A 26,320-nucleotide genomic window follows, 5' to 3' on the forward strand; every position below is an offset into this window, starting at 1 on the left:
GCTATGATTGTTTTTTAAGATAGATATTGCCATTGAATGTTTCGAATTTGTAGGTAGGGCCGCCGCTGCCGATACGGATAAACGTTTCGGTACTAAGCTTGTAAATGGTTTTGTTATCATGGTTTTCAGCATTTTTGACAACTCTTACAGGCAGTTTTTCCACATTGGGGAAATCGGTATAAAAATCGCCGTGGAATGTTTTAAACTGACAGTCGACAGACATCGTGGCGGGGTAGCTTATTTTGATGTCGCCGTTCAGCGTTTTGAAATCCGATTCACCGGGAGGGACTGTCAGGTAATTGACTTCCACATTGCCGTTGATCGTATGCATGTCCGCCTTTCCCTTGGCATTCACGACTTTAATGGCGCCATTCACGTTGCGCACGCCCAGCGAGCCTGTCACATCATTCACATTCACGTCGCCGCCATTGACGGTCGAAACATGCAGATTGAGCGAGTAGGGGACTTTTACCGTAAAATCCAGTTCGAAATCGTAATGAATTTTCGGTCCGTCCCAGTTGCGTCGGTTGCGGTTAGGCCGGGAATCGAACGGGTTGGCGATGTAGGCGATAATACTGTCGGCATCTTGTTCGATTTCGAGTTTGAACTCGGCCTTTCCCTGATCGAGATAATCCTGTGTTTTGGCGCTGATCTTTTTATCGATTTCCAGCACCACTTTGTCACCATTGTAGCCTTCAACTTTGATGGACCCGTTGATGTTGTAAATCGCCAGCACATTCTTGGCGGCCTGCCCGGAGGTGATGGAAAACTCTTTGCTGACGTGCTCCTTGTGTTCCAGCTTTTGTGCCGGGGCCTGGGTACAGCAGAGCACTGCTCCCGCCAGCAGGGGGATTGCAAAATACTTCATGGCTAATAGATGATTTAAAGTTTATGAAAGGTCTTTGATTGTCTGTTCGATTTTCACCTTCACCAGGTCGTTCAGGTCTTCTTTTTGAAGCAACGTTTTCAATGCTTTTACGGAACGTTTCTCCTGTAATTTAACCATTACATCGGCCAGTGCCACCTGTACCATCGGCGAATCCTGCAATGCAAGCGATTTTACCAATTCCTCCCGCACCGATGCGTCACCTGCATATTGCGTGAGTGCTTCCAGTGTAACAAGCCGTACATTTACGTTAGGATCGTTGTTTAAGGTGGCAAACAGCGCCTCTAAGACGCGATCGTCGGCATGGGTGATCTCACTTGTGTAACCCACCGCGCGAAGCCGCTCTGTGGCCGAAGGATTTTCAAGCAGCGACAGCATCATCGTGCTTTTCATATCCTGCACTTGCCCGGCCAGTGCCTCTATCCGTTGCTGATAGGCGGTAGCATCCATTTTGCTGCTGCGGCTCGTCCGGTTGCCGATCACCCAGCCTAAGCCCACGAGCAGCAGGCTGAAACCAACCTGGACCGTCCATTGCGGCAACACAAACTCCCGGATACTTTCCATCATGCTCTGGAACGAGAACCGCGCCGCCGCTTTTTCTGCCTCTTTGAACTCGTCGAGCATGGTGTAGAAATTGGTCCGCAACGCCTCCTTGGGTTCAGGAATCCGGATTTTCGCCATACCGTCCCAGATCTGCTTATCGGCAGTGAACTCTTCCTGGCAGCTCACGCATTCGGCGAGGTGCCGGTTTATTTCCATCTGCTCGCTTTTCTCGAGGTTATTGTTGAGCCATTCGGTCAGTTTGCCTTTGGTATATTCGCAGTTCATTTGCTTATCGTCTTTCATTTGTAAAAAACCTTTTCTTCAATTCCCCCAATGCCCTGTGGACCCGCACCTTCACCGTTCCTTCATTGATATTCAGTACTTTGGCGATCTCGTCGTATTTCATTTCCTGGAACCTGCTCAAAATCAGTACTTCGCGGTACTCGGGGCTTAATGCACCCATGGCTTCGTGCAAAAAATCCTTGTCCTGCTGCCTTTCAAGGCTTTCATCGGCGAGCATTCCGCCTTCGAGCCTGTCGGCTACCTCGTTCACGTCGTAGAAATTGAACGACCTGTTTTGCTTCACCGAATCATTGAGCACATTCCTGGCCAGGTGGTACATCCAGGTTCTGAACTCCCCGTCACCCGCAAATGTGTGCCGGTATTTGAGCATCCTGTAAAACACATTCTGGACGAGGTCCTCGCTGAGATCGGCCTTGTGCGTCATGTGGTAAAAAAAACCGAACAGCGGCCGGTTGTACCGTTCGAAGAGCAAGCCCATCTTATCCAGGTCGCCGGTTTTCACCCGGAGCATCAGCGAATTGTCGGTTAGGGTATTCAAGGCTTCGCGCTTTGTTTTCGTGATTTTGATGTGGTAACTCCGGAGAATGGGAAAGGTTACAGGAATTTAAGAAAAAAGTTGAAAAATTTTTTGTAGCTGGCTCAAGATGGGGATCGCGTGGGGAGAATGCTTAGGCTAAAGCCGATTGGGGAGTGTATCGCTCACCCCGGATACGAGATGATGTTGACGGGCGCTGGCCCCAGGTCTGAAGACCTGGGTTGTGGCGGGATGTGATCATGGCCTAATACCTAGCTTCGCGGGGAGATCACCTGCGCTGGATCGTCTGCGGTGGGCCCAAGTCTGAAGACCTGGGGTCTGGTGGGATGTGATCATGGCCTACTACCTAGCTTCGCGGGGAGATCACCTGCGCTGGATCGTCTGTGGTGGGCCCAGGTCTGAAGACCCGGGTTGTGACGGGATGTGATCATGGCCTACTACCTAGCTTCGCGGGGAGATCACCTACGCTGGATCGTCTGTGGTGGGCCCAAGCCTGAAGACCTGGGGTCTGGTGGGATATGATCCTGGCCTACTACCTAGCTTCGCGGGGAGATCACCTGCGCTGGATCGTCTGTGGTGGGCCCAGTCTGAAGACCTTGGGTCTGGTGGGATGTGATCATGGCCTACTACCTAGCTTCGCGGGGGAGATCACCCGCGCTGGATCGTCTGTGGTGAGCCCAGGTCTGAAGACCTTGGGTCTGGTGGGATGTGATCATGGCCTACTATCTAGCTTCGCGGGGAGATCACCTGAGATGGATCGTCTGTGGTGGGCCCAAGTCTGAAGGCCTGGGGTCTGGTGGGATGTGATCATGGCCTACTACCTTGGTTCTTAGGGAGATCACCTTTACTGAACCGTCTGCGGTGGGCCCCGGTCTGAAGACCGGGGGGGCTGGTCAGAAATGTTGATTGACCTCATGGCGCCCCAGTTCGGGGGCTAGATCACCTGCACCAGGGCACCTGTGTCGTGTGTCGCAGGACCTGGATCGTGGAGCGCAGCATCCACTTAACCCGAGGCTTCAGCCTCGGGCCAGGCAGACCAGTCGAGTCCGGCTTTAGCCAAAGTATCATCTAGGTTGTCAGCGGGTATTTGGAGACATCTCGCTGTCAACCACATTAAACTTACCGCAGAATGCTGATCGAATTATCGTAAATCTTGTACTTACAGCCTGGTGCCTGGTCGCGGATCACCTGCTCGCAGAGGAATTTAAGGATCTCATCGCGCCGGGAAAGTGGCGTCCCGGTCTGTGCTTCCCAATATTTTGTTTCAGGGATATAAAGAATTACCACCGCATTGCCTCCGCCGAATTCCCATCCGAACTCAATATTAATGTCGCCTTCTTTGTAATAAATACTGCCGCCCCGCCCTTCCTGGCTATATTCCAATACAGGCACGAAACGGCTGATCAGGTCCTTTTTGAATTTTTCCATATTAATCCCCGAATCCAGTTCCACGCCATTGTAGTCAAATAACCGGTGTTCGTCGCTATCCTGTATCATGTGCAGGCTGCAAGGCGGCGAAGAATAGCCGGGATAAGGCGCGGGCTTTTTGATGTCCGACACCGTCGGTCTTTTAGGAACTTCGGGTTCCCTCAGTGGCAGGAGATGTACTTCCTCGTTACGGATGGCACGGAAAATGTTTGCGGGTGCATTCTCGTACGGCGCTTTGGGAAAGCCTTCCGTGAACTTGATGAACTGTATGCGGTGTGTCCAGCCGTCGGGCCAGCTGGCGTCAATGGTGTAGAAGCCGGGCGGGTAGGGTAATGTGTTGGTCAAAATCATGGTGCCGCCGTTGAGACGCTCACGCACGGGCTTTTCTTCGATCACTTCCTGCGAGCATGTATTCGTGAGGCGGAATGTGCCCGCGTCCCAGGCGTATTGGGGCATGTGAAAGACGAGTTGCTGGCAGTCGGGATAATGGATAACCCGCACTTTTTCAGGCCCCACGCTGCCTGTCTGTCCTTCGCCGGTTTTGTCGCCGGAACCCTGCCAGAGATTCGAAACGCTTGTCAACACGCATTTGCCGTAGTAGGCCTCTTCCCCGGCGGGCGTTTCGGTAAGCGGCTCGGCAGCGCCCAAAGGGATAATACCCGGGGTGCCATCACCGATATCAGGAACAAAATACCCTGATTCCGGCTGGCTTTCAGACTTTTCTAAAATGTGTCGCCTTACTTCGACGATATTACCCGGTTGAAAAACATGAATATGCCGGGTGATTTTGCAACGGATCGTAGGTTCCATCGGGGCAATGGTTTGGATCAAAAGAAAAACCCGGGCCGGATGCCAATGCGCATACGACCCGGATTCTAATGTAATAACTATTTATTTTTCAAATAGTTTATTTCGATCTATCGGCTATTCCGAACGAAGGGATTCCACTGGGTTCATCAATGCCGCTTTGACAGACTGGTAAGAAATCGTACACAGTGCCACCAGCACCGACAATGCGCCCGCTAATGCGAACATCCACCAGGTAACATCGATTTTATAGGCAAATTCCTGCAACCAGCGGTCCATCAGCCACCAGGCGGCGGGCGTGGCTATAAGCAATGCAACTATCACCAGTTTCAGAAAATCCCTGGAAAGCAATGCGATAATGCCCGCCACGGAAGCGCCCAGAACTTTGCGCACGCCGATTTCCTTGGTACGCTGCTCGGCCGTAAAAGTAGCCAGCCCGAATAAGCCGAGGCAAGCCACAAAAATGGTGAGCCCCGCGAATGTGCCCAGAATTTGGCCAGTCTTTTGCTCGGCCTTGTAAGTTTCATTGAAACGTTCGTCAAGGAATGTATAGCTAAACGGCATATCAGGGCGGAAACCGTCCCAGTTTTTCTTCATTGAAGCCAGTAATCCGGAAACCTCCGCGCTGCGGGTTTTGACCATCATCCAGCCCGAGCCATTGTTGAGGGTCATAACCAGCGGTCCTATTTGCTCGTGCATTGACCTGAAATGGAAGTCTTTCACAACGCCGATCACATGATAGGTTGCTTTATTTCCCTGGTTGTCGTTGCGGGTAATGATCCTGTCCATGGCATTCTCCGGCGTCCAGCCGAATGTTTTGACTGTCGTTTCGTTGATGATGATAGCGGTGGAGTCTGTGCCATATGCTTTCGAAAAATTACGGCCGCGGGCCATCTCCATACCCAGCGTTGCGATGTAGCTGTAATCGACATCATAGCGGAGGGTTTTTACCATCTGGTCAATTTTGCCGTCGGGGTTGACTGTGAAATTGTTGCTGTCGGAAGGTCCCGCAGGCACATATCCCGAAAGGCTTACGTTCGCAACGCGCGAGTCGTGTAACAATCCTTCACGAAATGCCTCCATGTTTTTGCCCAACGACCAGGCAGGGATCACGATCACCTGATCTTTGTTATAACCCAGCTTTTTGTTGCGGATAAACTGCAATTGCTGGTAAACAACCATGGTGCCAACAATCAGGATGATAGACATAAAGAACTGAAACACAACCAGTCCGCTGCGCAGATTGAAGCTTTTGCCCGAGGATGAGAACTTGATGACCGATGACCCGCCTTTCAGCACGGTGATAGGCTTGAACGACGACAGGAAAAATGCCGGGTAACTCCCCGCGAAAATGCCGACAAACAGTCCAAAACCGATTAATGCTGGTAGCAGACGCGGAACGGCGTCCCATTGCAGCGCCAGGTTTTTACCCGATAGCTCATTGAAAACAGGCAACGCGATAATGGTAAGCAGGATTGCCAGCACCAGCGCCAGCGACGTCAGCAAAATAGATTCAGTGAGAAACTGGCCTACGAGTTCACTTTTTTCGGAGCCCATCACCTTGCGTACGCCTACCTCCCGTGCGCGCTTGGACGAGCCGGCGGTCGAGAGGTTCATGAAGTTGATGCAGGCAATAAGGAGCATCATTACGGCTACGGCGCCGAAAATGTAAACATAGGTAATGTCGCCGTTCGCGTCGAGGTCATACTGAAAATCCGAATGTAAATGGATGTCGGTCAGAGGTTGCAGGCGGAGTTCCAGATTGTTGCCCTGTTTGCGGAATTCCGCTGTGGTGACGCCCATCGACTGTTTCAGCTGCGGACTAATGTATTTATCGACCGTTGCAGGCAGTTTGGCCTCCAACTTTTTGTAGTCGTAACCTCCCGGCAAAACCAGATAGGTGAAAAACTCGGACGTCATCCAGGAATTGGATTTTGCTTCGTCCAGCGTAGCCATCGAGCCCAGCAGGTCGAAACGGAAATGTGAATTGGAAGGGATGTCTTTCATCACTCCTGTCACGCGTAGGGTCTTATTCCAGTCTTTTAAAGTGATGATTTTGCCGACAACATCCGTTTTGCCGAAGTATTTACGGGCAGCAGTTTCGGATAAAATGATGGTATTCGGTTCAAGCAATGCGGTTTTAGGACTTCCCGTAATGAAAGGCAAGGTGAACACCGAGAAGAAATTGGAGTCGACGAACGCTAGTTTTTCATCGTTGTAAAGCTGATTGTTGAGCAAAACCAGTGGCTTTCCACCTTGTCGAAGCCTTGTCGATTCAAGCACCTCCGGATAATCGGCCTTCAATGCGGCGGCAGTAGGAGGCATAGCGTGCGCTTCGTTGATGATCCCACCCGGCATGGTGCCTTTGAATGTGGTGCGCACAATGCGGCCGGACTTCTCATGGAAACGGTCGAAACTCAGCTCGTCGATCACATAGAGGCTGATCAGTATGCACGAAGCCAGGCCAATGGCCAATCCGGCAATGTTGATGGCAGAGAAAACCCGGTTGCGGACCAGGTTTCGCCAGGCAATTTTGAAATAGTTCTTTAACATAGGAATGGTGCTGACTGGGTTTTGCAAGCAAATTCAATTTTCATGGCTAATAGACGGTACAATGTATTACATAGTACATTGTATAAAATATATGCCAAATCTTTAACCTGCTGTTTTACAATTATTTGAGTTTAAGCTAAACAGACAGCTCGTTCGCATTCGGACACTTTTGTGCGATAACGGCCGTGCCGACAGCCGATCTTTGCTACATTTACGACCGATTTCAGCGCATTATGACAGATCTTGAACACTACCTGCAAACCTATTTCGATTTCGACCAAACGGACCTGTCCAGGGTTGCCTCGTTTTTCAAGCCCGAAATACTGAAAAAAGGGGATTACTACCTCAAAACCGGGAAACTTTGCAATAAACTGAGCTTTATTAAATCGGGCTTGCTGCGGATTTATGTGGATCTGGAAGACCGCGAAGTGACGCAATGGATATGCACGCAGGGCTATTTCGTAACCGATCTGTCGAGCCTTGTGTTTGCCAATCCTGCCCGCTGGAACATCCAGGCGCTTTGCGACACAACGCTGTATACCATCGAAAAACATGATTACGACCGTCTCGGAGATTATATTCCCAAATGGCCGGTCACCGAGAAACTTTTCATCGCGCATTGCTTCACCACGCTCGAAGACCGTGTATTTTCCTTCCTTTCCATGACGGCCGAACAGCGTTACAACCTGCTTTTCGAAAGCCACCGCGACATTTTCACCCAGGTACCACTGCAATACATCGCCTCCATGCTCGGCATGACGCCTGAAACCATCAGTCGTATCCGCCGTAAGCAGCTCAGCTGATTTCTTGATCTAGGTCAAGTGCGTTCGGAAATGGCCCGGATACCTTTGTAAGGTCATTAATTAACCACCTGTGTTATGTTTCTAGGTCATTATGGTTTAGCATTCGGGGCAAAAAAAATCGCTCCAAAAGTATCGCTCCTGACGCTCTTCGTCGCCGTGGAGTTTGTCGATATTCTCTGGCCCTTCCTGCTTTTATTGGATGTCGAAAAGGTGAAAATCCATCCCGGGTTTACAGCGGTAACTCCATTTGAATTTGTACATTATCCGTTCACCCATAGCCTGGTCATGGGCGTCGTTTGGGGGCTAGTTTGTGGGGGTATTTACTGGTTATTCCAAAAAGACATCCGCAGTTCGATTATCGTTGGGCTGGCTGTACTTAGCCACTGGTTTCTCGACTTCATCGTCCATGTTCCAGACCTTCCGCTTACTCCATTTGGTGGTATTAAAGTCGGTATCGGCCTCTGGAACTCCTTGCCGCTTACCATGCTGGTCGAAAGCGCCATTTTCATCGCCGGTGTCTGGATCTACTTTAAAAACACCCGGGCTATCAACGGCAAAGGCAAATGGGGCCTTTTTTCGCTGATCGGCTTCTTCGTAATCGCCGAAATTTTTAACATGTTCGGTCCGCCGCCGGAAGATTCTATCCCGGCGTTGCTTGGCTCATTTGTTGTTTTGCAGGCGATTGTATTGGGACTGGCGTATTTTACTGATCAGAACCGGGAGACTATTTGATGACCGATTACCGACAACAGACCGCCGATTCATGTTCGGCGGTCAGCCGTCAAAAATTCATTTCCGTTGAAATCCCTTATAATGCGTGATAATATCCTTATCGCTGAACGTGTGATTAGGGTCCTTGCGGCCAAGGAAATACACGCCGCTGGCCGTATCGACATTAAATGAATCCGGTACGAGATGGTCGAAAAGCCTGATCCAGCTAAATACCATGGCTACCACGATGGCGACTTTTTTACTCCGGGTAAGTCCCCAGGCCGCATATCGCACGTTCCAAAGCAGGACGGTGCCAATGCCGGTCAGGAAGCCGGAATCCAGCAGTTTGAAATCTTTAAAAAGCAGGCGGTGACCGCTTTCGGTGAAGCGGGTGAAGTCGTACGGTCCCTCGTGCACGTGTTGCTGGAAAGGCGTTTCTGCATACACGACACCATCCGCTTTGAGTACTCGGTGGATTTCGGCTGCCACCCGTTGCGGGTACATGACGTGTTCGAGTACCGCCTGGATCCAGATCCCGTCGATACTGTTGTCGGCAATAGGGAGTGAGTGGCCATCGGCAATGAAATCGGTGTTGGAAGAGGCATAAATATCGAATGACAGCACATTGATGTCTTTTGCATCGTACATTCCCTCGGCTCCATTCCCGACGGCGCCCCCGCCGATAATGAGTACCGTCGATTTTTTGCCGGCATATTTAGGCACGTTTTCGAGGAATTGTGCCAGGTTCCGCTTTGTTTTATCGCCGCTTCCCCAAAATATCTTCTTGATCGCGTCGTACTTGTTGCCGCTCCGGGGAATAAGGCTTTCGCCCCCGGTTGCAAGCAGCGATTCCTTGTTAAGGATGGTTTCCCCGAAATTAAGGAGTATAGGTATCTTCTTCTGTATCAGTGGTATTTCGATGGTCGAATGCGAGCACTTTGTGTTGGTGCAGTAAATGCTTTCGTCAACGATTTTTAACGGAGACAAACATAAAGGACAAACTAGTGTGCCGTTTTCGAGTTGCTCGGTAAGCAGTGGACTGAAAGATGTCATGAGAAGATGAAAATGATTGTGGTGTGTGATTAAAGACTAAGTCTAAACCTAGCTAAGAAAGCTCAATTTAGAAAAAAGTACTGTTCTATAAGCCCGGGGTAAATGAATTAAATGATTTGTAAAGCGGGAAACAGACCACTGGCCACGGACGATTGCCGCCGGTCTATAAACTATTCTATTTGATTTTCGTAACTTAGCCGCATGGAGAAACCGGAATCACTCGAAGAATTCTATCAATACAAGTTTAACTGGCTGCCGGACAATTTGCAGCAGGATATCGGGCATTTCAATGTATTTTCGATGGGAGGGAACTACATGATCAACCCGGTACCAGCACGGTACAGCCGCAGGGACTTCTACAAGATCGCGCTGATCCGTGGCAAGAATATTTACCACTACGCGGACAAAAGCCTCGAACTCGACGGTACTGCCCTCATGTTCTTCAACCCCACGGTTCCCTATACCTGGGAAGCCGCCTGCGACACGGTTACCGGGTATTTCTGCATTTTTAAAGAAGGTTTTTTCTCGGAGAAACTACGCGGCAATGTGTCGGATCTGCCCATGTTTGCCGTTGGTGGACGACCGTCCTATATTCTCAACGACATCCAGGATACGCACGTAAGCGAGATCTTTGAAAAAATGTTAGGAGAGATTGCCTCCGATTACCCGTTTAAATATGATTTACTGAGAAACTACGTAACGGAGCTTATACATTATGCACTTAAAATGCAGCCCAGTGAAGCATTGTATCAGCACCCCAACGCAAATTCGCGGATTACGGCCGTATTTACAGAATTGCTGGAACGCCAGTTCCCGATCGAGGCGCCGTCGCAGCGGTTTGCATTGCGTTCGGCCAACGACTTTGCCCGGCATCTCTCGGTGCATGTGAACCATTTGAACCGTGCAATCCGCGAAACGACCGGTAAAACAACGACAACGCACATCGCTGAGCGCATTACCTCCGAAGCGAAGGCGCTTTTGCGGCATACCAACTGGAATATCTCCGAGATCAGCTATTGTCTCGGCTTCGAAGAGCCATCCCATTTCAATAATTTTTTCAGGAAACAGACCAGTCAGACACCATCCGCTTTCAGGATTGTTTGAATTTTGCAAGTATCTGTTTGAACCGCGCAATGCCGGCGCGTTCTGCCCATGTTACCTTTGTCATATTAAAACAATCAACAAAGGAATAATGGAAAACAGAAAAGTATGGTTTGTTACCGGTGCCTCCAAAGGCCTGGGACTGGCACTTGTGCAAAAATTATTGGCAAACGGGTTTGCCGTAGCCGCAACATCTCGCTCCATCGATGAGCTGAAAACTGCCGTGGGAGCCACAGGAGAGCAATTTTTACCCCTCAGCGTGTCGCTTACCGACGAGGAAAGCGTGTGTAAGGCGATCGCCGATACACGGGCTGCGTTCGGTCGTATAGACGTGGTAGTGAACAACGCGGGCTATGGGTTAGCGGGCAGCCTGGAAGAGCTTTCGGACGCCGAATCGCGCGGAAATTTTGATGTGAATGTGTTTGGTACACTCAATGTGATCCGCGCCGCGATGCCGCATTTGCGTGCGCAGCAGTCGGGGCATATCCTCAACATTTCGTCGATCGCCGGCATTACGGGTTCATTTCCGGGCTTCGGGATCTATTGCGCTACCAAGTTTGCCGTAAACGGGCTTTCCGAGTCGCTTGCGGCTGAGGTGGCGGATTTTGGTGTGAAAGTGACGATCGTCGAACCAGGCTATTTCCGCACCGATTTCCTCACCGCCGGATCATTTGTAACACCTAAAAACGGCATTGCGGATTATCAAAAGGTACGTGATTCGGAGGCATTGCACCAGCAGCAAATCAACGGCCAGCAGCCGGGCGATCCGGATAAAGCCGCCGATGCGATGATCCGCATTACGGGAGAGGCCAATCCGCCGTTGCATTTGGTCCTTGGGGAAGATGCCTATGGTTTGGCAAAAGCAAAAATTGCTACTTTTTCGGAAGAACTGGAAAACTGGAAATCGGTATCCGTTTCCACAGATTTCGACGCCTGAGTGACTTTAAAATATCCTTATCTTGCGGCATTAACAGCACTTGAAAATCAGACAAACTATGGCCGTTGAAGGAAAAATAAAGGCAATCGTAACCGGGACGACGGGTATGGTAGGTGAGGGGGTACTGCTCGAATGTCTGGAAAACCCGGACGTGGAGGCGGTTCTTATTATCAATCGGCGTCCACTTGGAATGGATCCCCCGAAGCTTACAGAGATTGTACACAAGGACTTTCACGATATTTCGGCGATAGAGGGCCAGTTGACAGGCTATAATGCCTGCTATTTCTGCCTGGGTGTATCGTCGGTAGGTATGAAGGAGCCGGAATACCGGCGCATCACCTACGATCTGACTCTGCACGTAGCCGAAGTGCTCAGCCGACAAAATCCTAACATGACCTTTTGCTATGTTTCAGGAGCAAGCACAGACAGCACAGAAAAAGGCAGCATTATGTGGGCGAGGGTGAAGGGCAAAACGGAAAATGATTTGCGGAAACTACCTTTCGATCAGGTGTTTGCATTCCGCCCGGGGTTCATGAAAGCTACCGAGGGACAGAAAAACCTGCTTAGCTTGTATAAATACGTCGGCTGGCTGTATCCGATTTTGAAAGCGGTATTCCCTAACAGCGCATCTACGCTGAAACAAGTTGCAAAGGCGATGATCAATGTTACAAAATACGGCTACGACAAGAATATCCTCGAAGTGAAGGATATCAATCTGGTAGGAGACAGGCAATACGTTTGATCACTTCATTTTTTCGTAGGAAAACGCATCGCCTTTAAGAAGTGGATGTTCCCCTTTCAGGCCGTCTTTTTCGGGTTTCAGAACGATATTTTCGACGAAAATTTCTATAATCCAGGGCTCAATGCGGAACTCGAAATAGTTGTCTTCGGACTGCACAGGGAATGAACTGTAACGTTCCGGAGCCAACGTAAAGAACAGGTCGATACCGGTCGTTTTGGTCTTGGGAATTTGAAATATGCCTTCCTGGTTCATTTTGCCATACTTTTCGCCTCCGGGGGTTCGGATCAGGGCTTCGAAAAATGGCAGGATCTGCTGGTTGCTGTCGACGATTTTGACGGTAGTAAAGTCGTCAGAAGCAGCTTTGCTGGCAACTAATGCAAAATCGCGTTCGGGTCTCGGGCGGCTGTTGAGCACAATACTTCCGTTCTGAACCTGCCATTTGCCGTGGCCCTGGCGGTCCATGGCGCCGTAAGAGAAATAAAGCTCGAAAGTGCTGTCGGGTTTAAGCAAAATGGCGGAAGCGGTTTCCATCACGCCCTGCAAATGGTATTCCCCGGGGATGGAATCCGGAGCCTGCGCAGCGGCAATGCGGCCGGTAAGGAGCATTAAGCAGAGGAGGTAGCGTTTTTGCTGCATGTAAGGATAGTTTAAAGTGTATAGCTGAGTTTGCCTTGTGCCGATAAGGACATAAGACTTAGGGAATTTAACTAAAAACGGCCGTTTTATCCACCGGATAATTATTATAAGGCTGAAATACTGAGCTTGTAGAACAACGAAGCCGGACCCATCGCTGGATCCGGCTTCACTTTTTTATCGGCAATCTAAAAGTTAGCAAGTGGCAGTTCGCTGCTCTACCCACTGGATGATTTCATCGGCGCGTTGAATGCCCTGTTGCGCAACGGTGGCGTTCTGCGTCCCGTCGTATCCCATATATAAATGCAGGAGTTCGTATGCGTCCACAAAATTGCCCAACACTTTTTTATCTACTGAGGCGAGTTGCTCTTTGTACCAATTAGCGTCCTTCTGTTTCTTAGTTGTGATTCCAAAGAAGCCATCAAGCGCAACCAGTACGCCTGTATATGCGGCGTGACCGGCCAGTTTGACATACTTCCGATCGGTATACCGATCATTCTCCTTAATAGCTTTTTCTCTCAAAATAGTCCGCGCATTTTCAACATAGCGTTTCGCTTCCAGGACAGGGTTTTTCTCTTTCATAGTGCAGTATTTTTATTTGACTTAAAACAAATTTAGCACTTTCGGACCCCTATTCCAATTCGAGCACTTCTCTCGGTTTCTGCGGTTTACGCCGTTTTTCTGTCCACAAATAGAGCGGTGGAAGGAGTATCGGGGCGAAAAGCAATGTGCTTGTCAAACCGCCGATAATCACGGTCGCCAGCGGACGCTGCACGTCGGAACCGATGCCGAACGAAATAGCGGCGGGTACCAGGCCGATAATGGCCACGACGAGGATGGAAAGCATGGCACGGAGCTGTTCGGAGGAAGCTTCCAGCACATCGTGTTCCAATGAATTTTCGCGGGCTTGCGTCGTGCGGTTCAATGCGGAGACGAGCAGCACGCCGGCCATCACCGAAATCCCGAATATGCTCACGAAACCCACACCGGCCGACACGTTGAAGTAATATCCCCGCATGAGCAATGCCACAATACCGCCTCCCAGGGCAAAAAGAATGCAGCTCATCGTCACCATCGTGTGCGGAAGATTTTTGAACAACATAAAGAGGAACAGGAACACCATCACAATGGTCAGCGGAATGGTGAATGCCAGCTGCTTACCCGCGCGTTCAAGGTTTTCGTACTGGCCGCCGTAGATGATGCTGTAACCTTTTGGCACGTGGACCTGCGCATTGAGTTTTTTCTGCAATTCTTTCACGAAACCACCCTGGTCACGGCCACGGATGTTGGTGCGGACTGTGACCATCCGTTTGCTGCCGTAGCGATAGATATTGGTTTGACCTTCAATGAAATGAATGTCGGCCAGCTGGCTCATGGGGATGAGCGCGCCTGTGAGCGAGGGTACCTGCACGCTCTTGATCGCGTCGATGGAATTCCGGTATTTGGGCAGGAAGCGAATCACAATGTCGTACCGCTTGGTACCGTCGTAAAGCGTGGAAATCGTTTTGCCGCCAATTGCCGCCTCGATCATGTTCTGAATATCGGCGACATTGATCCCGAAGCGAGCGGCTGCCTGCCGGTTGATGTTGATCGCCAGCTGTTCCTGAGGGCCTTCCTGCTCTATATTGACATTGTCGGCACCCGGGGTAGCTTTCACGATTTTCGCAATGGCTTCGGCTTTTTTGCGCATCATATTCAAATCGTCGCCAACAACCGAAACTGCCAGATCTGCCGCGCTGCCGGTTACGATCTCCATTACCTGGTCGATAATGGGCTGGCCGGACGAAAATGCAACGGCCGGGAGTTGGGCTTGCAAGTCTGCTTTAATCTTTTCTACCAGTTCTTTTTTGGAGATTGTTTTACTCCAAAGGTCATAATCCTTCAAACCCACGAGGATTTCGTTTCGGTTCGCAGGAAATGGGTCGGTACCGTCGTCGTTGCGGCCGGTTTGGGTGATCACGAACGATATTTGCGGGTATTTGGCAATGATCTTCCGGATTTTCGGCGCATAGCTCGCGTTTTCCTGGATGGTAATACCCGCCGGGAAGTTGCCACGGAGGAATATCGAGCCTTCATCGAGGGTCGGCAAAAACTCGGTTCCCAGTTTTAACCCGAACAAAACAAGCACGATCACGACACTGAAACCTGCGAGGACAGTGATTTTATAGTTCTTCAAAAAGCCGCCCAATGCTTTGGTATAGGACTTTGTAAGAAAGTCCAGAACAAAGTTCTTATGCTCTTTCATCGGCTTGTCGGGATTAGACAATGCTTTTTTGTAGGCAAAAGAAATGAGTACGGGAATGAACGTCAGCGCGGCCAGCATCGAACCGATCACGGCGAATGCGAGCGTCAGCGCCATTGGTGAGAAAAGCTTGCCTTCCACGCGCGTCATGAGCAGGATAGGCATGTACGCGAGGATGATGATGGTTACTGAGAAGAAGATCTCGCGACCCACTTCCTGGGCGGATAGCAATGTAATTTTGACGATACCCTGCTGTTTTTCCTCGGGGCTGGCAGTCCGGTATTTGCGAATCAAATGTTCGGCCATCACACAGGCACCGTCGACGATGATCCCGAAGTCGATCGCACCGAGCGAAAGCAAGTTCGCCGGAATGCCTGTCAACCGCATTAATATAAACGCAAACAACAAAGAGAACGGAATCGTAAGCGCCACTACCAGTGCGCTCCGGATGCTGCCAAGGAAAAAGATCAGCAGGATTACAACGATTGAAATTCCTTCAAACAGCGTATGCGCGACGGTTTCAAGCGAATGGTCGATCAGAAAGCTGCGATCGTAAAGCGGTTTCAAATGCACGCCTTCGGGCAGTTCGCTCGCTTCGAGGTCGGCGATTCTTTCTTTCAATACCTTCAAAACCTCGCTTGGGTTTTCGTAGCGACGGAGCAGGATAATGCCCTCAACGCCGCTGCTAACGTCCACTTTATCAGCGGTTATGGTGTAACCCATCACCCCGCTTGGAGGAGGAGGGGTGATCTCAACAGTGGCGACATCCCGTACAAATACAGGCACTCCATTGTCAGATTTCAACACAATATTCTGGATATCCAGCTCATTTTTAATGGCCCCAAGTCCCCGAATAGCAAAGCCCTGGCCACCGCGTGCAATCACATTCCCGCCGGTGTTCTGGTTGTTTGCATTGATGGCGTCGATCACATTTTGCATCGACAAGCCGTATTTCACCAGCTTTTCAGGCGAGGTAATGATGTGGAACTGTTTCAATGGACCGCCAAAAGTAGTCACATCGGCAATACCAGGCACTTGCAGCAATGCGGGCTTGATCACCCAATCCTGCAAATCGCGGAGCTGGGTAGGGCTGTAACTCGACGGCGCTTCCACCACGTAGCGGAGGATTTCACCTACCGCAGTCGACAAAGGGGCGAGCTCGGGTGCAACGCCATCCGGCAGCTCAGCTGAAGCAAGCCGTTCGGTAACCTGCTGACGGGCGAAATAATCGTCTGTGCCGTCTTTAAATGTCAACTGCACTACCGACAGTCCGAATATGGTCCGGCTGCGTCTGTCGAGCACGTTCGGGGTGTTTTGCAGGGCTCTTTCAATGGGAACCGTCACTTGCTGTTCCACTTCCTCGGCGGCGCGGCCTGGATATTGGGCTACCACGATCACGTTAGTATCGGCAATATCGGGGTAAGCCTCTATTTTGAGCTGTGTGAAGCACCAGAATCCGGCGCCCATCAGCACTACGCTCACAGCGATCACGACCCATCGGTTGCGAAGGCTGAAAAAAAGCAGGTTCTTGATCATTTTAATTCCACTTGTCTACATGGTTGGTAACTATAAACCCGCTTTTCACCTCTTTACGGAGTAATGTCAATGCGGATTTAACTTTTTCTTCCTCGTCTATAAAGGAAATGACCATGGGTGTTTCGTCGAAACTGAACAGGTCGTTGGGGCGGCTCAGGTGCTTGCCGTCGAAGCCTAGGCGGCCGCGATACACTGTGGCTCCCTGCACTTTCTGTCTAACCAGAAACTGCATAATGTATTCAAATAGCGGTATTTCGTCCTTCCAGTGATCGGCACTGATGAAGATCTGGGCTTGAAGCATATCCGGAGGGGGTTAATAGCCGAACGATAAACCTTTGAGTTGCATGACGCCCTTGGTCACCACATTTTCACCGTCTTTCAGGCCGCTGAATGCCACAATGCGGTCGCCGATTTGGTCGCCGATATTCACTTCGCGGCGCTCGAAAACCTGCGGGGCGGTTTTTAAAAACACATAGTTGCGGCCTTGCACAGTTACCAATGCATCTTTATTGATACTGAGTCTTTTACCTTCGCTCAGGCCGAATGCGACCGTTCCAAACATCCCGGCTTTCAGCTTGCCATTGGAGTTATTAATATTCACGCGCAGCTTGATCATCCGGGTGGTTTGATCCACCAGGTCGGCGATGTCGTCGATGGTACCGGTGAAGTCCTCGTTCGGAAAAGCGGTGAACTGAATGGTGCATTTACCGCCTTTTTTCACCTGGCTGATGTCGCTCTCGGGCACGTCGCAGATGATGTACGCGGTGCCCGCAGGCGCGGTGCGGAGTTGTTTGGGTTCAAAACCGCCTGCTTTGAGCTTCGTTTCGTGTTCGATAATGGCCGAACGCTCGTTGATCAGATTGGTTTCTTCCATCGCCAGAGCAGTCTGTGATTCGAGCAGGTCCTTGCCGGTAGCGGCACCATGTTCCTGCAAGTCCTTAATCCGAGACAGTTCTGTCTTGCGCTGACGGATATTGATATTCTGGATCTGGTTGATCATCGTCAGATGCTGCAAGAGCTGGGTATAATTGCCCGCAAGCTCGGGGTTATCGAATATCACAATGTTGCCCGAAGCCCCCTCATTCGAACGGAGAACGGTAGCGGAAACCTTCGCAGGTGCGGTTACATTCGCCATGAGCGAGGAACTGGATATCTTTTCAGTTTGGAAAAAATTCGCGCTTTCGGCCAGTGGAAACGATATTTTGGTGCCCGAGGCATTCACCACCGGCGAGGAATTGTCCTGTACGGGTTTGTTAGCGGCTTTGTTCTTGCAACCTGCCATCAATGTCATGGCCAGGCAGGTGCAAACGAGTATGTTCTTCATGATTATTGCGCGATTTGATTGATCATTCCGGATGCGTAAAGGAGGTCGATGTAGCTCTGGCGGTACTGCCCGAGGACGTCGTAATACTGCTGCTGCGTATCGAGCCAGCTGCGCTGGGCTTCAAGGAAGTCGATGATTGTCGTCCCGCCACGGAGGTAAGAATATTTAACACTGTTCAGGATTGTTTGGGATTGAGTTAGTAACTGATTGAAATTCTGTAAGTTCTGTCTGTGGGTGATATAGCTTTTATAGGCCGTCATGATTTCCGTCTGTACCTGCGTTTCGGTGGCGCGCAAATCCTGCTCGGCTTGTTGTTTCAGCACCTGCGACTTTTTGATCTCGCCCTGGTTCCTTGAAAAAATGGGTATTTCAATGGTGCCGTACACGCCCATGTAATGCGCCTTGTTCTGCGGGTTGTAGATAAGCCCGAGTTCCGGTACCGGCAATGCGCTCGATTTTTGCAGCTTGATATTCGCGTCGGCCACGTCCATCGTCGATTTGATGGCCTGGATATCGGTACGGTTCTGTAATGCCTGCTCCACGATAGCGTCCATCTGATCTGGGAATGCAAATGCAAACTGGTCGGTCGTGTCGATCCGGATCGAGTCCTGCACGCCCATCAGGAATTTCAGATTGGAAAGCTGATTGCGGTATTCCTGCGATGCCGATTTGAGCTGAATGTCGTACTGGTTCGCGAGCAGTTCGGTGCGTGCGAGGTCGGTGGTGGTGATCACCTGGTTTTTTACACGTAGGCGGTTGATATTGGCCAGCGAATCGATATTGGCCTTCGCTGTGCCCAATAAATCGAGTTGCTTGCGGGCTGCCCAAACATCCAGCCATTTCTGTGCAACTGTCTGAAACAGATGACGTTCCGTGTCTGCATACTGCTTTTGGGTGAGCCTGACATTTTGCTGTGCGAAATTGATCTTGTTCTCTCTCTGTACAGGCAACTGAAAAGGCTTGGTTACCTGCCACCAGATTTGCCGGTTGGCGCCGTTGAGCCACCCGGTGTTCTCGGGGAATTTGGACGACTGCACCAGCTGTAATGACTGGTTGTTCAGTATCACATTGGGGCGGAGCTGCGCGGTAGTAATGTCGGCCTGCGAAATGTCGACATTGAATTGCTCGCGTTTCAGGATGGGGTTATTGGACTTTGCCGTTTGGAGGGCTTGCTGCAAATTGTAGGTTGTCTGAGCCCTTGCAGACGCCATTCCCACCATCACCAGGATGAGAACCCGTTTTAAAACTGGATAGCACATGTTCGTTTAGTTTGAATTACCTGCGGGCAAAGGTTCTCAGCTGTGCTAAAAATGGTATTAAAACTGTTTTATAAAGTCATTAAAATTCGGTTAGAAATAAATTAGAGCGACGCTTTCACGACAGTTTCGGGCACAACCGATATTTGAGGGAAAATAAGTACTTTGCCAATTGTTAAGGAATAATAGTAAAACAGAACTACTATTACAACATCTCTACATGCATTTCATCGTTGCCTTCTTTCTCGTTCAATTTGCCCATTCAGCCATGCAGCACACCGACAAGCTGCCTAAATGGGCCAACTTCTTCAAGTATGCCCGCTTTTACGTGTTGGGCCTGGTGGCGATTTACTACATAGGAAGGCAGCCCGAGATGTTTACCTGGGTTTGGAATCTGTCGCTGCTGGGCTTACTGTGGTTTTTTTACAAGGAGGAGGATTTTCAGCCCATACGCACTACTGTTCAGTCGATTGTCCCGTTTGTGGGCGTATCCATGCTGAGCGACATCATCGAGCTGCTCTTTCCTAAATTTCACAAAAGCTATGACGACATTTTCGGCATGGCTATTTTGTTTGCATGGATTTTCTGCTTCGTGATTTGGTTTTATGCCAGGAAGCAACAGAAGGTTCTGGCACAGGAGCGGCGCGACCGCCTTCGTGACGAGGAGCTCGCGCGAGAACAGAAGCAATCCTTGGAATACCTGGTGGCAGAACGAACGCAGGAGTTGACCCAACAGAAAGAAGAGCTTCAAAAGGCAATCGAAGAACTGAAAGCAACCCAGAATCAATTGATACAGAGCGAAAAAATGGCTTCACTGGGCGAGCTCACGGCGGGTATAGCGCACGAGATACAGAACCCGCTGAATTTTGTAAATAATTTCTCGGAAGTGTCGGTAGAGCTTTGTCAGGAGCTGGAAGAGGAGATCGATAAGACGGGTATCGACGATAATGACAAGGATTATATCAAAGGTATCATCAGCGACCTGAGCCAGAACCAGCAGAAAATCACGCACCACGGTAAACGTGCCGATTCGATCGTGAAGGGAATGCTGCAACATTCGCGGGCGTCGTCGGGCGAGAAGGAGTCCGTGGAGGTGAATGCGCTCGCAGACGAGTATATGCGCCTCGCTTACCACGGCCTGCGCGCGAAAGACAAGGAGTTTAATGCGGCGTTAGTCACCGATTTCGACCCGACGATCGGGACCGTCAATGTGCTGCCACAGGACCTGGGCCGTGTTTTCCTCAACCTGTTTACCAATGCATTCTATGCCGTTGCTGAGAAAAAGCGGAAACTCACCGAGGCAGGCCAACTGGGCGACTACAAGCCGGAGGTTAAAATCAGTACTAAAAAATTCGATAACAAACTATATATCAGGGTTTCAGACAATGGAACGGGCATGCCGGAACACGTGAAAGCAAAGATATTCCAGCCGTTTTTTACAACCAAGCCAACCGGTCAGGGTACCGGTTTAGGACTTTCGATGAGCTACGACATCATTACCAACGGCCACGGAGGCGTGCTCGAAGTGGATAGCTTGGAAGGTGAAAAAACCGAATTCCGCATTACCTTGCCCATCGCCTGATTAACCTTAACCAAACATGAAAATACTGGTTGTAGACGACGAGGAAGACGTTAAATCGCTTTTTGAGCAGAAATTCCGCCGCGAGATCCGCGCCGGGCAGTTCGAGTTTTCGTTCGCATTTTCAGGCGAGGAAGCGCTGGAATACATGCAAAACCATCCTTCGGAAGTAGTCATGATCCTTTCGGACATTAATATGCCCGGAATGAGCGGTATCGAGCTGCTGAAACGCATTCGCACAGATCATCCCTCGGCCCCCCCGCAGGTGATGATGATCACCGCTTACGGCGACGCCGCCAACCACGACCAGGCGATGCAGCTTGGTGCCGACGATTTCCTGACGAAACCCGTCAATTTTAACGAATTGAAAGAGAAACTACTCCTGTTATGAAAGCCAAAATACTCGTAGTGGACGACGAGGCCGACCTGCAACTGCTCATCAAACAAAAGTTCAGGCGACACATCCGCGAACAGCAATATGAATTCGTTTTCGCTGAAAACGGCCTGAAAGCGCTCGAAGTGCTCGTCGAGCATCCCGACGTGGATATGGTGCTGAGCGACATCAATATGCCCGAAATGGACGGGCTGACTTTGCTCGTACGGCTCGGTGAAATGAGTCCGCTGTTGAAATCCGTGATCGTGTCGGCCTACGGCGATATGGACAATATCCGTACGGCCATGAACCGCGGTGCATTCGATTTCCTGACTAAACCGATCGATTTCCGCGATCTGGAAGTCACGATGGAGAAAACGCTTCAATACGTAGCCCAGTTGAAGGAAACATTGAAAGCTGTTCGTGAAAACGATATCCTGAGAATGTATGTGGATGCCTCGGTACTGCAATTCATGACCCAGGAAACCTTCGAAAAGTCGCTCATGACGAGCGAAAATATCGAAGGGACCGTCGTTTTTATGGATATGTGCGGCTTCACAGCTATATCCGAGAAAGAGCAGCCGGATCGCGTCGTGAAGCTCATCAACAAGTATTTTGATGTGATGGTGAAGGAAATCATCGCGCAGGGCGGACACGTCGACAAGTTCATGGGCGACGCCGTCATGGCGGTTTTCCGCGGGGATTACCACCTCGACCGCGCCGTGGAGTCGTCGCTCGCAGTTCGCAACCATATTAACGGCTTCAAGGAAGAATTGTCGGATCAATCCGGTTACCACCCCAAAGTTTCGATAGGGATTAATTCCGGTGAAATGGTGTCGGGTAATATCGGTTCGGCTGCATTGAAGCGGTTGGATTACACGGTGATCGGCGACGTGGTGAATGTGGCTCAGCGACTTCAATCCATTGCCAAACCGGGGCAGGTGGTCGTGCCGGATTCGGCCTATGAAAAGCTCAAAGAAGCATTCCAATGCAGCTTGGTCGGCGAGGTGAACCTCAAAAACAAATCGAACCCCGTGTTGATCTACGAAGTGCTCGAATAGCCATGCAAATCGAAAAGGCTGAACAATACGTGCTCGGACAGCTAGAAAACCGGCTCGACCGCACGCTTTTTTATCACGGAATCCACCACACGCTCGATGTTGTGAATGCGTCAGCAGAAATAGCAGCGTCGGAAGGCGTTACCGACGAGGAATCCCTGTTATTGCTTCGTACCGCCGCATTTTACCACGACAGTGGCTTCATGACCGTCTACCAGGGCCATGAGGAAGCGGGTTGCCTGCTCGCGCGGGAGGTCTTGCCCGGTTTTGGCTACACCGAACATCAAACAGAAACAATCTGCGGGATGATTATGGCAACAAAGATCCCGCAAAGCCCCCAAAATGCGCTGGAAATGATCCTTTGCGACGCCGACCTGGATTACCTCGGGCGCGACGATTTCCAGGGCATTGCAGCCACATTATTCGAGGAATTGAAAGCGAGGGATATGGTGGAGGACATTCCTGCGTGGGATGCGGTGCAGGTCAGGTTCCTGGAAGCACATTCCTACTGGACGGCTTCGGAGCAGAAGCGTCGGGATGCCGTCAAGCAACGGCATCTCCAACACCTCAAAAACAAGGCACGCGCCTTATAACTGGCGCATTTTTTCATTCTGCACGCGGATCCGCTGGCATAGGATGCGCAGCACGTTGCGCAGGATCTCGTCGCGTTCTTCCATCAGTTCAAAGAAATCTTCCTGGTCGATGCGGAATACGAGCGTGTCGGTTTCTGCCACAGTAGTTGCCGAGCGTGGCTCTGTATCCAGCAATGCGAGCTCCCCGAAAATCTCTCCCTTATCGAACAATGCAAGCTGTTTCGGACCGTCGTAAATGCCTACCTGGCCGGTGTAAATGATGTACATCGAATCGCCCAGGTCGCCTTTCGCAAATATCTCCTGCCCGTCACTGTAAGTCACCTCTCTCATGATCGGTGCAATGGAGCTGAGGACATTCTCGGGCGTCTGCGCGAAAAGCTGGGTGTTTTTAAGGACAATCACCCTTTCCATTTCGGAAATCTGCTGGGTGGGTTCGGCGTGTTTCATAGGGATTCGAAGCGAGAATTTAAGTTCGGGGCGCCGGGCGAGGATGGCATATTTTTCTTGCACGGCCTCGCGTATCAGGCGTGATGAATGGTGGGAGAGCTTTTCGAGATGTATCAAATCGGCCTCGGCAATGTCGCATTTGCCGACAGCCAGCGCGATGGTCCAGGTTGTGAACGACCGCTCCTCCTGTGACAGGATGGTGGTGATCAGCGACAGGCCCGGATCCATATTGCCCATATACTGACGCAACGCGTCGCGCTTTCTCTGGATCGGTATATTCTCAAACAACGCATGCAGCGATGGGTACAGCATTCGCGGCAAAAAGCTCTCGATCAATTCGAGCGAATTGGCGCGTTTCTCTTTGCCGGCATGGCGGATTCCCTTCCAGGCACTCTGCACAGCCTCCTTGTCGTACTGCATCATGAAGAGGTAGAACAGCCGTTGCGCGGTTAATTCCAACTCATATTCCAGGGCATTGTTCCATACAATATCGTTTTCAGAAGCATCCATTCCGTTGAGCAATTGCCCGGCATGGATGAGCTCTTTTTCCACAAATTCTGGTATAAGTACTTTGTAATCAGCTATTAATGTGTAGTTGCTAAGTGGTTTCAAAGCCGCAATATGGATGAAACTGTCAATATGATTGGTATGGGAATTACTTTCTTTACTTTTAATACTAGTGGTGTTTTCAGTATTAATTAAAAATTTATGCTGGTAAATATTTTTAATAAGGTTAAAAAGTATTTGAAGTATAAATTCATGCCTGCCTTTTTCAGCTGTTTTAATAAACGTCCTGATGCGATCCCCGGCGGTATCCTGCTGCAACCACTCCTCGATAATGCGGATGCCGAGGTCACCGGAATTGATCAGCGCATGGATGGTCGAGGGCGTCAATGTGCCTGTGAGCACGAGACGGAGATCCCGTAAAAGGGCAGGAGAGCCTACGGTCGCCGCTACTTCTATCGCATAGTTGCGCACGCGTTGCGAGCCGTTGTGAATGCAGCTTTTGAGCAGGTTTTCGTACGAATGAATGCCCGTTACTTTCAGGCAGTCGAGCGCTGCGAGCTGGTGGCCTTCCTGCTCCGAGCCGAAAAGTCTTTGCAGGGTTCCGTGTATTAACGGCAATGCTTTTCCTGCCTCCCAGCACCCGATAATGGTGCCTTTTACAATGTCCAGATCCTGGTGTGCGAGGAAACGGGCGAGTTCCTCCTCGGAAAGCCTCCCATTGGCGCAGGCCAGCCGTACGGCCAGCACCTGGCATGTCGCATCAGGTTCGTTTTCGATGTAAGAGATAAATGAACCCGAAAGCTCGGGTTTATCGAGTGCCGAAAGTGTTTGCAAAGTCTTCAACCTTACCTGTACAAAAGGGTTTTTCAAAAGCTCGCCGGCATGTTTGCGGAACAGCGATATTTTGTTTCTTGCCAGCCAGTCGATCGCGTTCAGAACCTCTTCCTTACGGTCGCTTTGCAGGTTTTCGGTGATAATCGGCAATGCCTCGGCAGGGGAGGCCATTTCGCCGCTGCGGATGAAGCGCTTGCTGATCGCCGATTTCAGTTCCTGCATGTAGTGCTGGTAGGTTTTCCGGAACACCAGCAATGCACCGACCGCGAAAAGCAGCGACAGGTCGAATGTGAGGCTGATATCGCTCCAATGCTGCGTGTAGACGATCCAGAGCATAACACCCGCGATAAGCATCCCAAGCGGCTCAAAAAGGCCTTTCGCTAGCGTGTGACCTTTCAAACGGGTTTTGGTGGAAAGCGGTTGGAACAAAACAAGGAAAACCGGGTCGAAAATAGTCCTTCTTACCAGTTCGAAAAGCAAATAAGCAATGCAATAGTAAACCAGCAGCGAAGGCTCGTCTTTGCGGAAATAGGACGATACGAGCAAACCCAGGGAAATGGCGATGGTCGTCAGCGGCAGCAGGTATAATGTGACTTTAATCCCGAATCGCTCCACGGTTTTACTCGAAAACAGCATTTTCACGAACGTCGAGATCACATAAGTGGCCGTGAGCAGCGAACCCACGAAAAAGATCACGTCGTGCTGGCTATGGAATTTGTATTTGACGTTTACAAAAAAATGGTACTCGATCCAGGTCGCGGTGGCCGCAATGGCGACCATGCCTATGCATAGCGAAGTCAGCAGCTTGTTGCCTCCAAAGTATTTCTGGATAATGCGGGAATCGGAATTCGTTTGCCTGGTGCGTGCGTGGTGCGGGTTGGGAATATCGGTATGTCGGAATGTGAGGATCTGCGTGTAGAATGCCAATGCGAAAAAAATCAGCGAGATAACGAGCAGTATTGCCAGTACCGACGGGGAATGGATTAGCACGGCAAGAACCGCACCAAGCGCTTTGGCAGGCATATCGCCCGAGCCGATCACGCTGAACAGCCGCTTGCTTTGGCGCACATCGAAAACCAATGCGGATAAGCCCCAGAATTCCAGGTTGATAAGCAGGTAAACGATCCGGTAACCCACCATCACGGCAATGGCGGTGGCTACGCCATGCCCGAGCAGCAACAAACCGATCACGACGATCACCATAAACAATGCCGAAAGCATCGTTCCAAGGCTCAGCTTTTTGAGCAGAAGATGGTGTTCGAAATACTCATAAACTTTTCCCGAGGCCATCACGGCAAGGGCCGCGGCGATGTAGGCGAGCGGCAGCGAGTATTCTGGATGGTTTTCCAGCAGGAGCACATTAGCCGAAACGTAAACCAGCGTGGTACCGACGTTCGTAAAGAAATTATGGAAAAAGAAAAGGATTGTTTGCGGGTTAATGGACTTCGTAAACCGGTTTTGGCTTAAAAATGGGATCATAGAGTTGGAATGCTAGCGTCGCTACTGTAAAATAAACACTTATTATTCCTTTTAAAA

Annotated in this window: 22 protein-coding genes; 9 read left to right on the forward strand and 13 right to left on the reverse strand. The window is 50.4% G+C overall.

All coding sequences use genetic code 11. The annotated features are described in order from the left end of the window. Position 1: 1 nt before the first annotated feature. The 5 genes from ACTJJJ_RS04935 to ACTJJJ_RS04955 form a co-directional block, all read right to left on the reverse strand. Positions 2-868: a DUF4097 family beta strand repeat-containing protein gene (locus ACTJJJ_RS04935; RefSeq protein ID WP_426294574.1), complete on the reverse strand. Its 867-nt coding sequence runs from the start codon at positions 866-868 to the stop codon at positions 2-4. Positions 869-889: 21 nt separating this feature from the next. Beyond that, on the reverse strand, positions 890-1,732 hold the full coding sequence (locus ACTJJJ_RS04940; protein ID WP_188930014.1) for a HEAT repeat domain-containing protein: 843 nt from the start codon (positions 1,730-1,732) through the stop codon (positions 890-892). Next, on the reverse strand, positions 1,719-2,243 hold the full coding sequence (locus tag ACTJJJ_RS04945) for an RNA polymerase sigma factor (protein ID WP_188932230.1): 525 nt from the start codon (positions 2,241-2,243) through the stop codon (positions 1,719-1,721). The genes ACTJJJ_RS04940 and ACTJJJ_RS04945 overlap by 14 nt, the downstream gene beginning before the upstream one ends. A 1,143-nt stretch (positions 2,244-3,386) precedes the next feature. Then, positions 3,387-4,505 (reverse strand): hypothetical protein, encoded by a 1,119-nt coding sequence (locus tag ACTJJJ_RS04950; protein ID WP_188930012.1) that lies wholly within the window; start codon positions 4,503-4,505, stop codon positions 3,387-3,389. A 114-nt stretch (positions 4,506-4,619) separates the two neighbouring features. Beyond that, positions 4,620-7,055 (reverse strand): ABC transporter permease, encoded by a 2,436-nt coding sequence (locus tag ACTJJJ_RS04955; RefSeq protein ID WP_188930010.1) that lies wholly within the window; start codon positions 7,053-7,055, stop codon positions 4,620-4,622. A 233-nt stretch (positions 7,056-7,288) separates the two neighbouring features. Between ACTJJJ_RS04955 and ACTJJJ_RS04960 the strand changes: the two genes are divergently transcribed. Further along, complete coding sequence (locus tag ACTJJJ_RS04960; RefSeq protein ID WP_188930009.1) at positions 7,289-7,858, forward strand: Crp/Fnr family transcriptional regulator; 570 nt, start codon at positions 7,289-7,291, stop codon at positions 7,856-7,858. 75 nt (positions 7,859-7,933) lie between these two features. Continuing rightward, positions 7,934-8,590, forward strand: coding sequence for a metal-dependent hydrolase (locus ACTJJJ_RS04965; protein WP_188930007.1), 657 nt, complete (start codon positions 7,934-7,936; stop codon positions 8,588-8,590). 57 nt (positions 8,591-8,647) lie between these two features. On the opposite strand, the gene ACTJJJ_RS04970 is transcribed toward ACTJJJ_RS04965, so the two are convergent. Further along, positions 8,648-9,622, reverse strand: a complete 975-nt coding sequence (locus ACTJJJ_RS04970) for a methyltransferase domain-containing protein (protein WP_188930004.1) — start codon at positions 9,620-9,622, stop codon at positions 8,648-8,650. Between the two features lie 201 nt (positions 9,623-9,823). On the opposite strand from ACTJJJ_RS04970, the gene ACTJJJ_RS04975 reads away from it, so the two are divergent. The 3 genes from ACTJJJ_RS04975 (at position 9,824) to ACTJJJ_RS04985 (ending at position 12,402) form a co-directional block, all read left to right on the forward strand. Further along, positions 9,824-10,726 carry a helix-turn-helix domain-containing protein gene (locus ACTJJJ_RS04975; RefSeq protein ID WP_188930002.1) on the forward strand — a complete coding sequence of 301 codons (903 nt, stop codon included), beginning with the start codon at positions 9,824-9,826 and terminating at the stop codon, positions 10,724-10,726. 88 nt (positions 10,727-10,814) lie between these two features. Continuing rightward, on the forward strand, positions 10,815-11,660 hold the full coding sequence (locus ACTJJJ_RS04980) for an oxidoreductase (protein WP_188930001.1): 846 nt from the start codon (positions 10,815-10,817) through the stop codon (positions 11,658-11,660). 58 nt (positions 11,661-11,718) lie between these two features. Then, positions 11,719-12,402: an NAD-dependent epimerase/dehydratase family protein gene (locus tag ACTJJJ_RS04985; RefSeq protein WP_440701606.1), complete on the forward strand. Its 684-nt coding sequence runs from the start codon at positions 11,719-11,721 to the stop codon at positions 12,400-12,402. Here the strand turns inward: ACTJJJ_RS04985 and ACTJJJ_RS04990 are convergent, their stop codons facing one another. The 6 genes from ACTJJJ_RS04990 to ACTJJJ_RS05015 all read right to left on the reverse strand — a co-directional run bounded on the left by ACTJJJ_RS04990 (position 12,403) and on the right by ACTJJJ_RS05015 (position 19,396). Then, a complete protein-coding gene (locus tag ACTJJJ_RS04990) occupies positions 12,403-13,038 on the reverse strand; it encodes a hypothetical protein (protein ID WP_188929996.1) in 636 nt (211 codons plus the stop codon). A 192-nt stretch (positions 13,039-13,230) separates the two neighbouring features. Beyond that, complete coding sequence (locus ACTJJJ_RS04995; protein WP_188929994.1) at positions 13,231-13,617, reverse strand: DUF5618 family protein; 387 nt, start codon at positions 13,615-13,617, stop codon at positions 13,231-13,233. Positions 13,618-13,666: 49 nt separating this feature from the next. Beyond that, on the reverse strand, positions 13,667-16,813 hold the full coding sequence (locus ACTJJJ_RS05000) for an efflux RND transporter permease subunit (protein WP_440701607.1): 3,147 nt from the start codon (positions 16,811-16,813) through the stop codon (positions 13,667-13,669). Between the two features lies 1 nt (position 16,814). Beyond that, positions 16,815-17,114 (reverse strand): DUF190 domain-containing protein, encoded by a 300-nt coding sequence (locus tag ACTJJJ_RS05005; RefSeq protein ID WP_188929991.1) that lies wholly within the window; start codon positions 17,112-17,114, stop codon positions 16,815-16,817. Between the two features lie 12 nt (positions 17,115-17,126). Then, entirely contained in the window at positions 17,127-18,137 is a 1,011-nt protein-coding gene (locus tag ACTJJJ_RS05010) for an efflux RND transporter periplasmic adaptor subunit (protein ID WP_229221550.1), read from the reverse strand. A 2-nt stretch (positions 18,138-18,139) separates the two neighbouring features. Beyond that, complete coding sequence (locus tag ACTJJJ_RS05015) at positions 18,140-19,396, reverse strand: TolC family protein (protein WP_188929989.1); 1,257 nt, start codon at positions 19,394-19,396, stop codon at positions 18,140-18,142. A gap of 217 nt (positions 19,397-19,613) precedes the next feature. On the opposite strand from ACTJJJ_RS05015, the gene ACTJJJ_RS05020 reads away from it, so the two are divergent. Genes ACTJJJ_RS05020 through ACTJJJ_RS05035 form a run of 4 tightly spaced genes read left to right on the forward strand, consistent with a single transcriptional unit; the run spans position 19,614 to position 22,996 of the window. Further along, positions 19,614-20,975, forward strand: coding sequence for a sensor histidine kinase (locus tag ACTJJJ_RS05020; RefSeq protein ID WP_188929987.1), 1,362 nt, complete (start codon positions 19,614-19,616; stop codon positions 20,973-20,975). 16 nt (positions 20,976-20,991) lie between these two features. Then, positions 20,992-21,363 carry a response regulator gene (locus ACTJJJ_RS05025; RefSeq protein WP_188929985.1) on the forward strand — a complete coding sequence of 124 codons (372 nt, stop codon included), beginning with the start codon at positions 20,992-20,994 and terminating at the stop codon, positions 21,361-21,363. Then, complete coding sequence (locus ACTJJJ_RS05030) at positions 21,360-22,406, forward strand: adenylate/guanylate cyclase domain-containing protein (RefSeq protein ID WP_188929983.1); 1,047 nt, start codon at positions 21,360-21,362, stop codon at positions 22,404-22,406. The genes ACTJJJ_RS05025 and ACTJJJ_RS05030 overlap by 4 nt, the downstream gene beginning before the upstream one ends. Before the next feature lie 2 nt (positions 22,407-22,408). Then, positions 22,409-22,996 carry an HD domain-containing protein gene (locus ACTJJJ_RS05035; protein WP_188929981.1) on the forward strand — a complete coding sequence of 196 codons (588 nt, stop codon included), beginning with the start codon at positions 22,409-22,411 and terminating at the stop codon, positions 22,994-22,996. Here the strand turns inward: ACTJJJ_RS05035 and ACTJJJ_RS05040 are convergent. Beyond that, positions 22,991-26,263, reverse strand: coding sequence for a cyclic nucleotide-binding domain-containing protein (locus ACTJJJ_RS05040; protein WP_188929979.1), 3,273 nt, complete (start codon positions 26,261-26,263; stop codon positions 22,991-22,993). The two genes, ACTJJJ_RS05035 and ACTJJJ_RS05040, sit on opposite strands and share 6 nt — an antisense overlap. Positions 26,264-26,320 lie beyond the last annotated feature (57 nt).

It is taken from the genome of Dyadobacter sp. 22481 (assembly GCF_052044875.1).
GTDB lineage: Bacteria > Bacteroidota > Bacteroidia > Cytophagales > Spirosomataceae > Dyadobacter > Dyadobacter endophyticus.

Coding starts and splice junctions, on each gene's coding strand:
- ACTJJJ_RS04935 (WP_426294574.1), bottom strand. CDS start 868: ATGAAGTATTTTGCAATCCCCCTGCTGGCGGGAGCAGTGCTCTGCTGT.
- ACTJJJ_RS04940 (WP_188930014.1), bottom strand. CDS start 1,732: ATGAAAGACGATAAGCAAATGAACTGCGAATATACCAAAGGCAAACTG.
- ACTJJJ_RS04945 (WP_188932230.1), bottom strand. CDS start 2,243: ATGCTCCGGGTGAAAACCGGCGACCTGGATAAGATGGGCTTGCTCTTC.
- ACTJJJ_RS04950 (WP_188930012.1), bottom strand. CDS start 4,505: ATGGAACCTACGATCCGTTGCAAAATCACCCGGCATATTCATGTTTTT.
- ACTJJJ_RS04955 (WP_188930010.1), bottom strand. CDS start 7,055: ATGTTAAAGAACTATTTCAAAATTGCCTGGCGAAACCTGGTCCGCAAC.
- ACTJJJ_RS04960 (WP_188930009.1), top strand. CDS start 7,289: ATGACAGATCTTGAACACTACCTGCAAACCTATTTCGATTTCGACCAA.
- ACTJJJ_RS04965 (WP_188930007.1), top strand. CDS start 7,934: ATGTTTCTAGGTCATTATGGTTTAGCATTCGGGGCAAAAAAAATCGCT.
- ACTJJJ_RS04970 (WP_188930004.1), bottom strand. CDS start 9,622: ATGACATCTTTCAGTCCACTGCTTACCGAGCAACTCGAAAACGGCACA.
- ACTJJJ_RS04975 (WP_188930002.1), top strand. CDS start 9,824: ATGGAGAAACCGGAATCACTCGAAGAATTCTATCAATACAAGTTTAAC.
- ACTJJJ_RS04980 (WP_188930001.1), top strand. CDS start 10,815: ATGGAAAACAGAAAAGTATGGTTTGTTACCGGTGCCTCCAAAGGCCTG.
- ACTJJJ_RS04985 (WP_440701606.1), top strand. CDS start 11,719: ATGGCCGTTGAAGGAAAAATAAAGGCAATCGTAACCGGGACGACGGGT.
- ACTJJJ_RS04990 (WP_188929996.1), bottom strand. CDS start 13,038: ATGCAGCAAAAACGCTACCTCCTCTGCTTAATGCTCCTTACCGGCCGC.
- ACTJJJ_RS04995 (WP_188929994.1), bottom strand. CDS start 13,617: ATGAAAGAGAAAAACCCTGTCCTGGAAGCGAAACGCTATGTTGAAAAT.
- ACTJJJ_RS05000 (WP_440701607.1), bottom strand. CDS start 16,813: ATGATCAAGAACCTGCTTTTTTTCAGCCTTCGCAACCGATGGGTCGTG.
- ACTJJJ_RS05005 (WP_188929991.1), bottom strand. CDS start 17,114: ATGCTTCAAGCCCAGATCTTCATCAGTGCCGATCACTGGAAGGACGAA.
- ACTJJJ_RS05010 (WP_229221550.1), bottom strand. CDS start 18,137: ATGAAGAACATACTCGTTTGCACCTGCCTGGCCATGACATTGATGGCA.
- ACTJJJ_RS05015 (WP_188929989.1), bottom strand. CDS start 19,396: ATGTGCTATCCAGTTTTAAAACGGGTTCTCATCCTGGTGATGGTGGGA.
- ACTJJJ_RS05020 (WP_188929987.1), top strand. CDS start 19,614: ATGCATTTCATCGTTGCCTTCTTTCTCGTTCAATTTGCCCATTCAGCC.
- ACTJJJ_RS05025 (WP_188929985.1), top strand. CDS start 20,992: ATGAAAATACTGGTTGTAGACGACGAGGAAGACGTTAAATCGCTTTTT.
- ACTJJJ_RS05030 (WP_188929983.1), top strand. CDS start 21,360: ATGAAAGCCAAAATACTCGTAGTGGACGACGAGGCCGACCTGCAACTG.
- ACTJJJ_RS05035 (WP_188929981.1), top strand. CDS start 22,409: ATGCAAATCGAAAAGGCTGAACAATACGTGCTCGGACAGCTAGAAAAC.
- ACTJJJ_RS05040 (WP_188929979.1), bottom strand. CDS start 26,263: ATGATCCCATTTTTAAGCCAAAACCGGTTTACGAAGTCCATTAACCCG.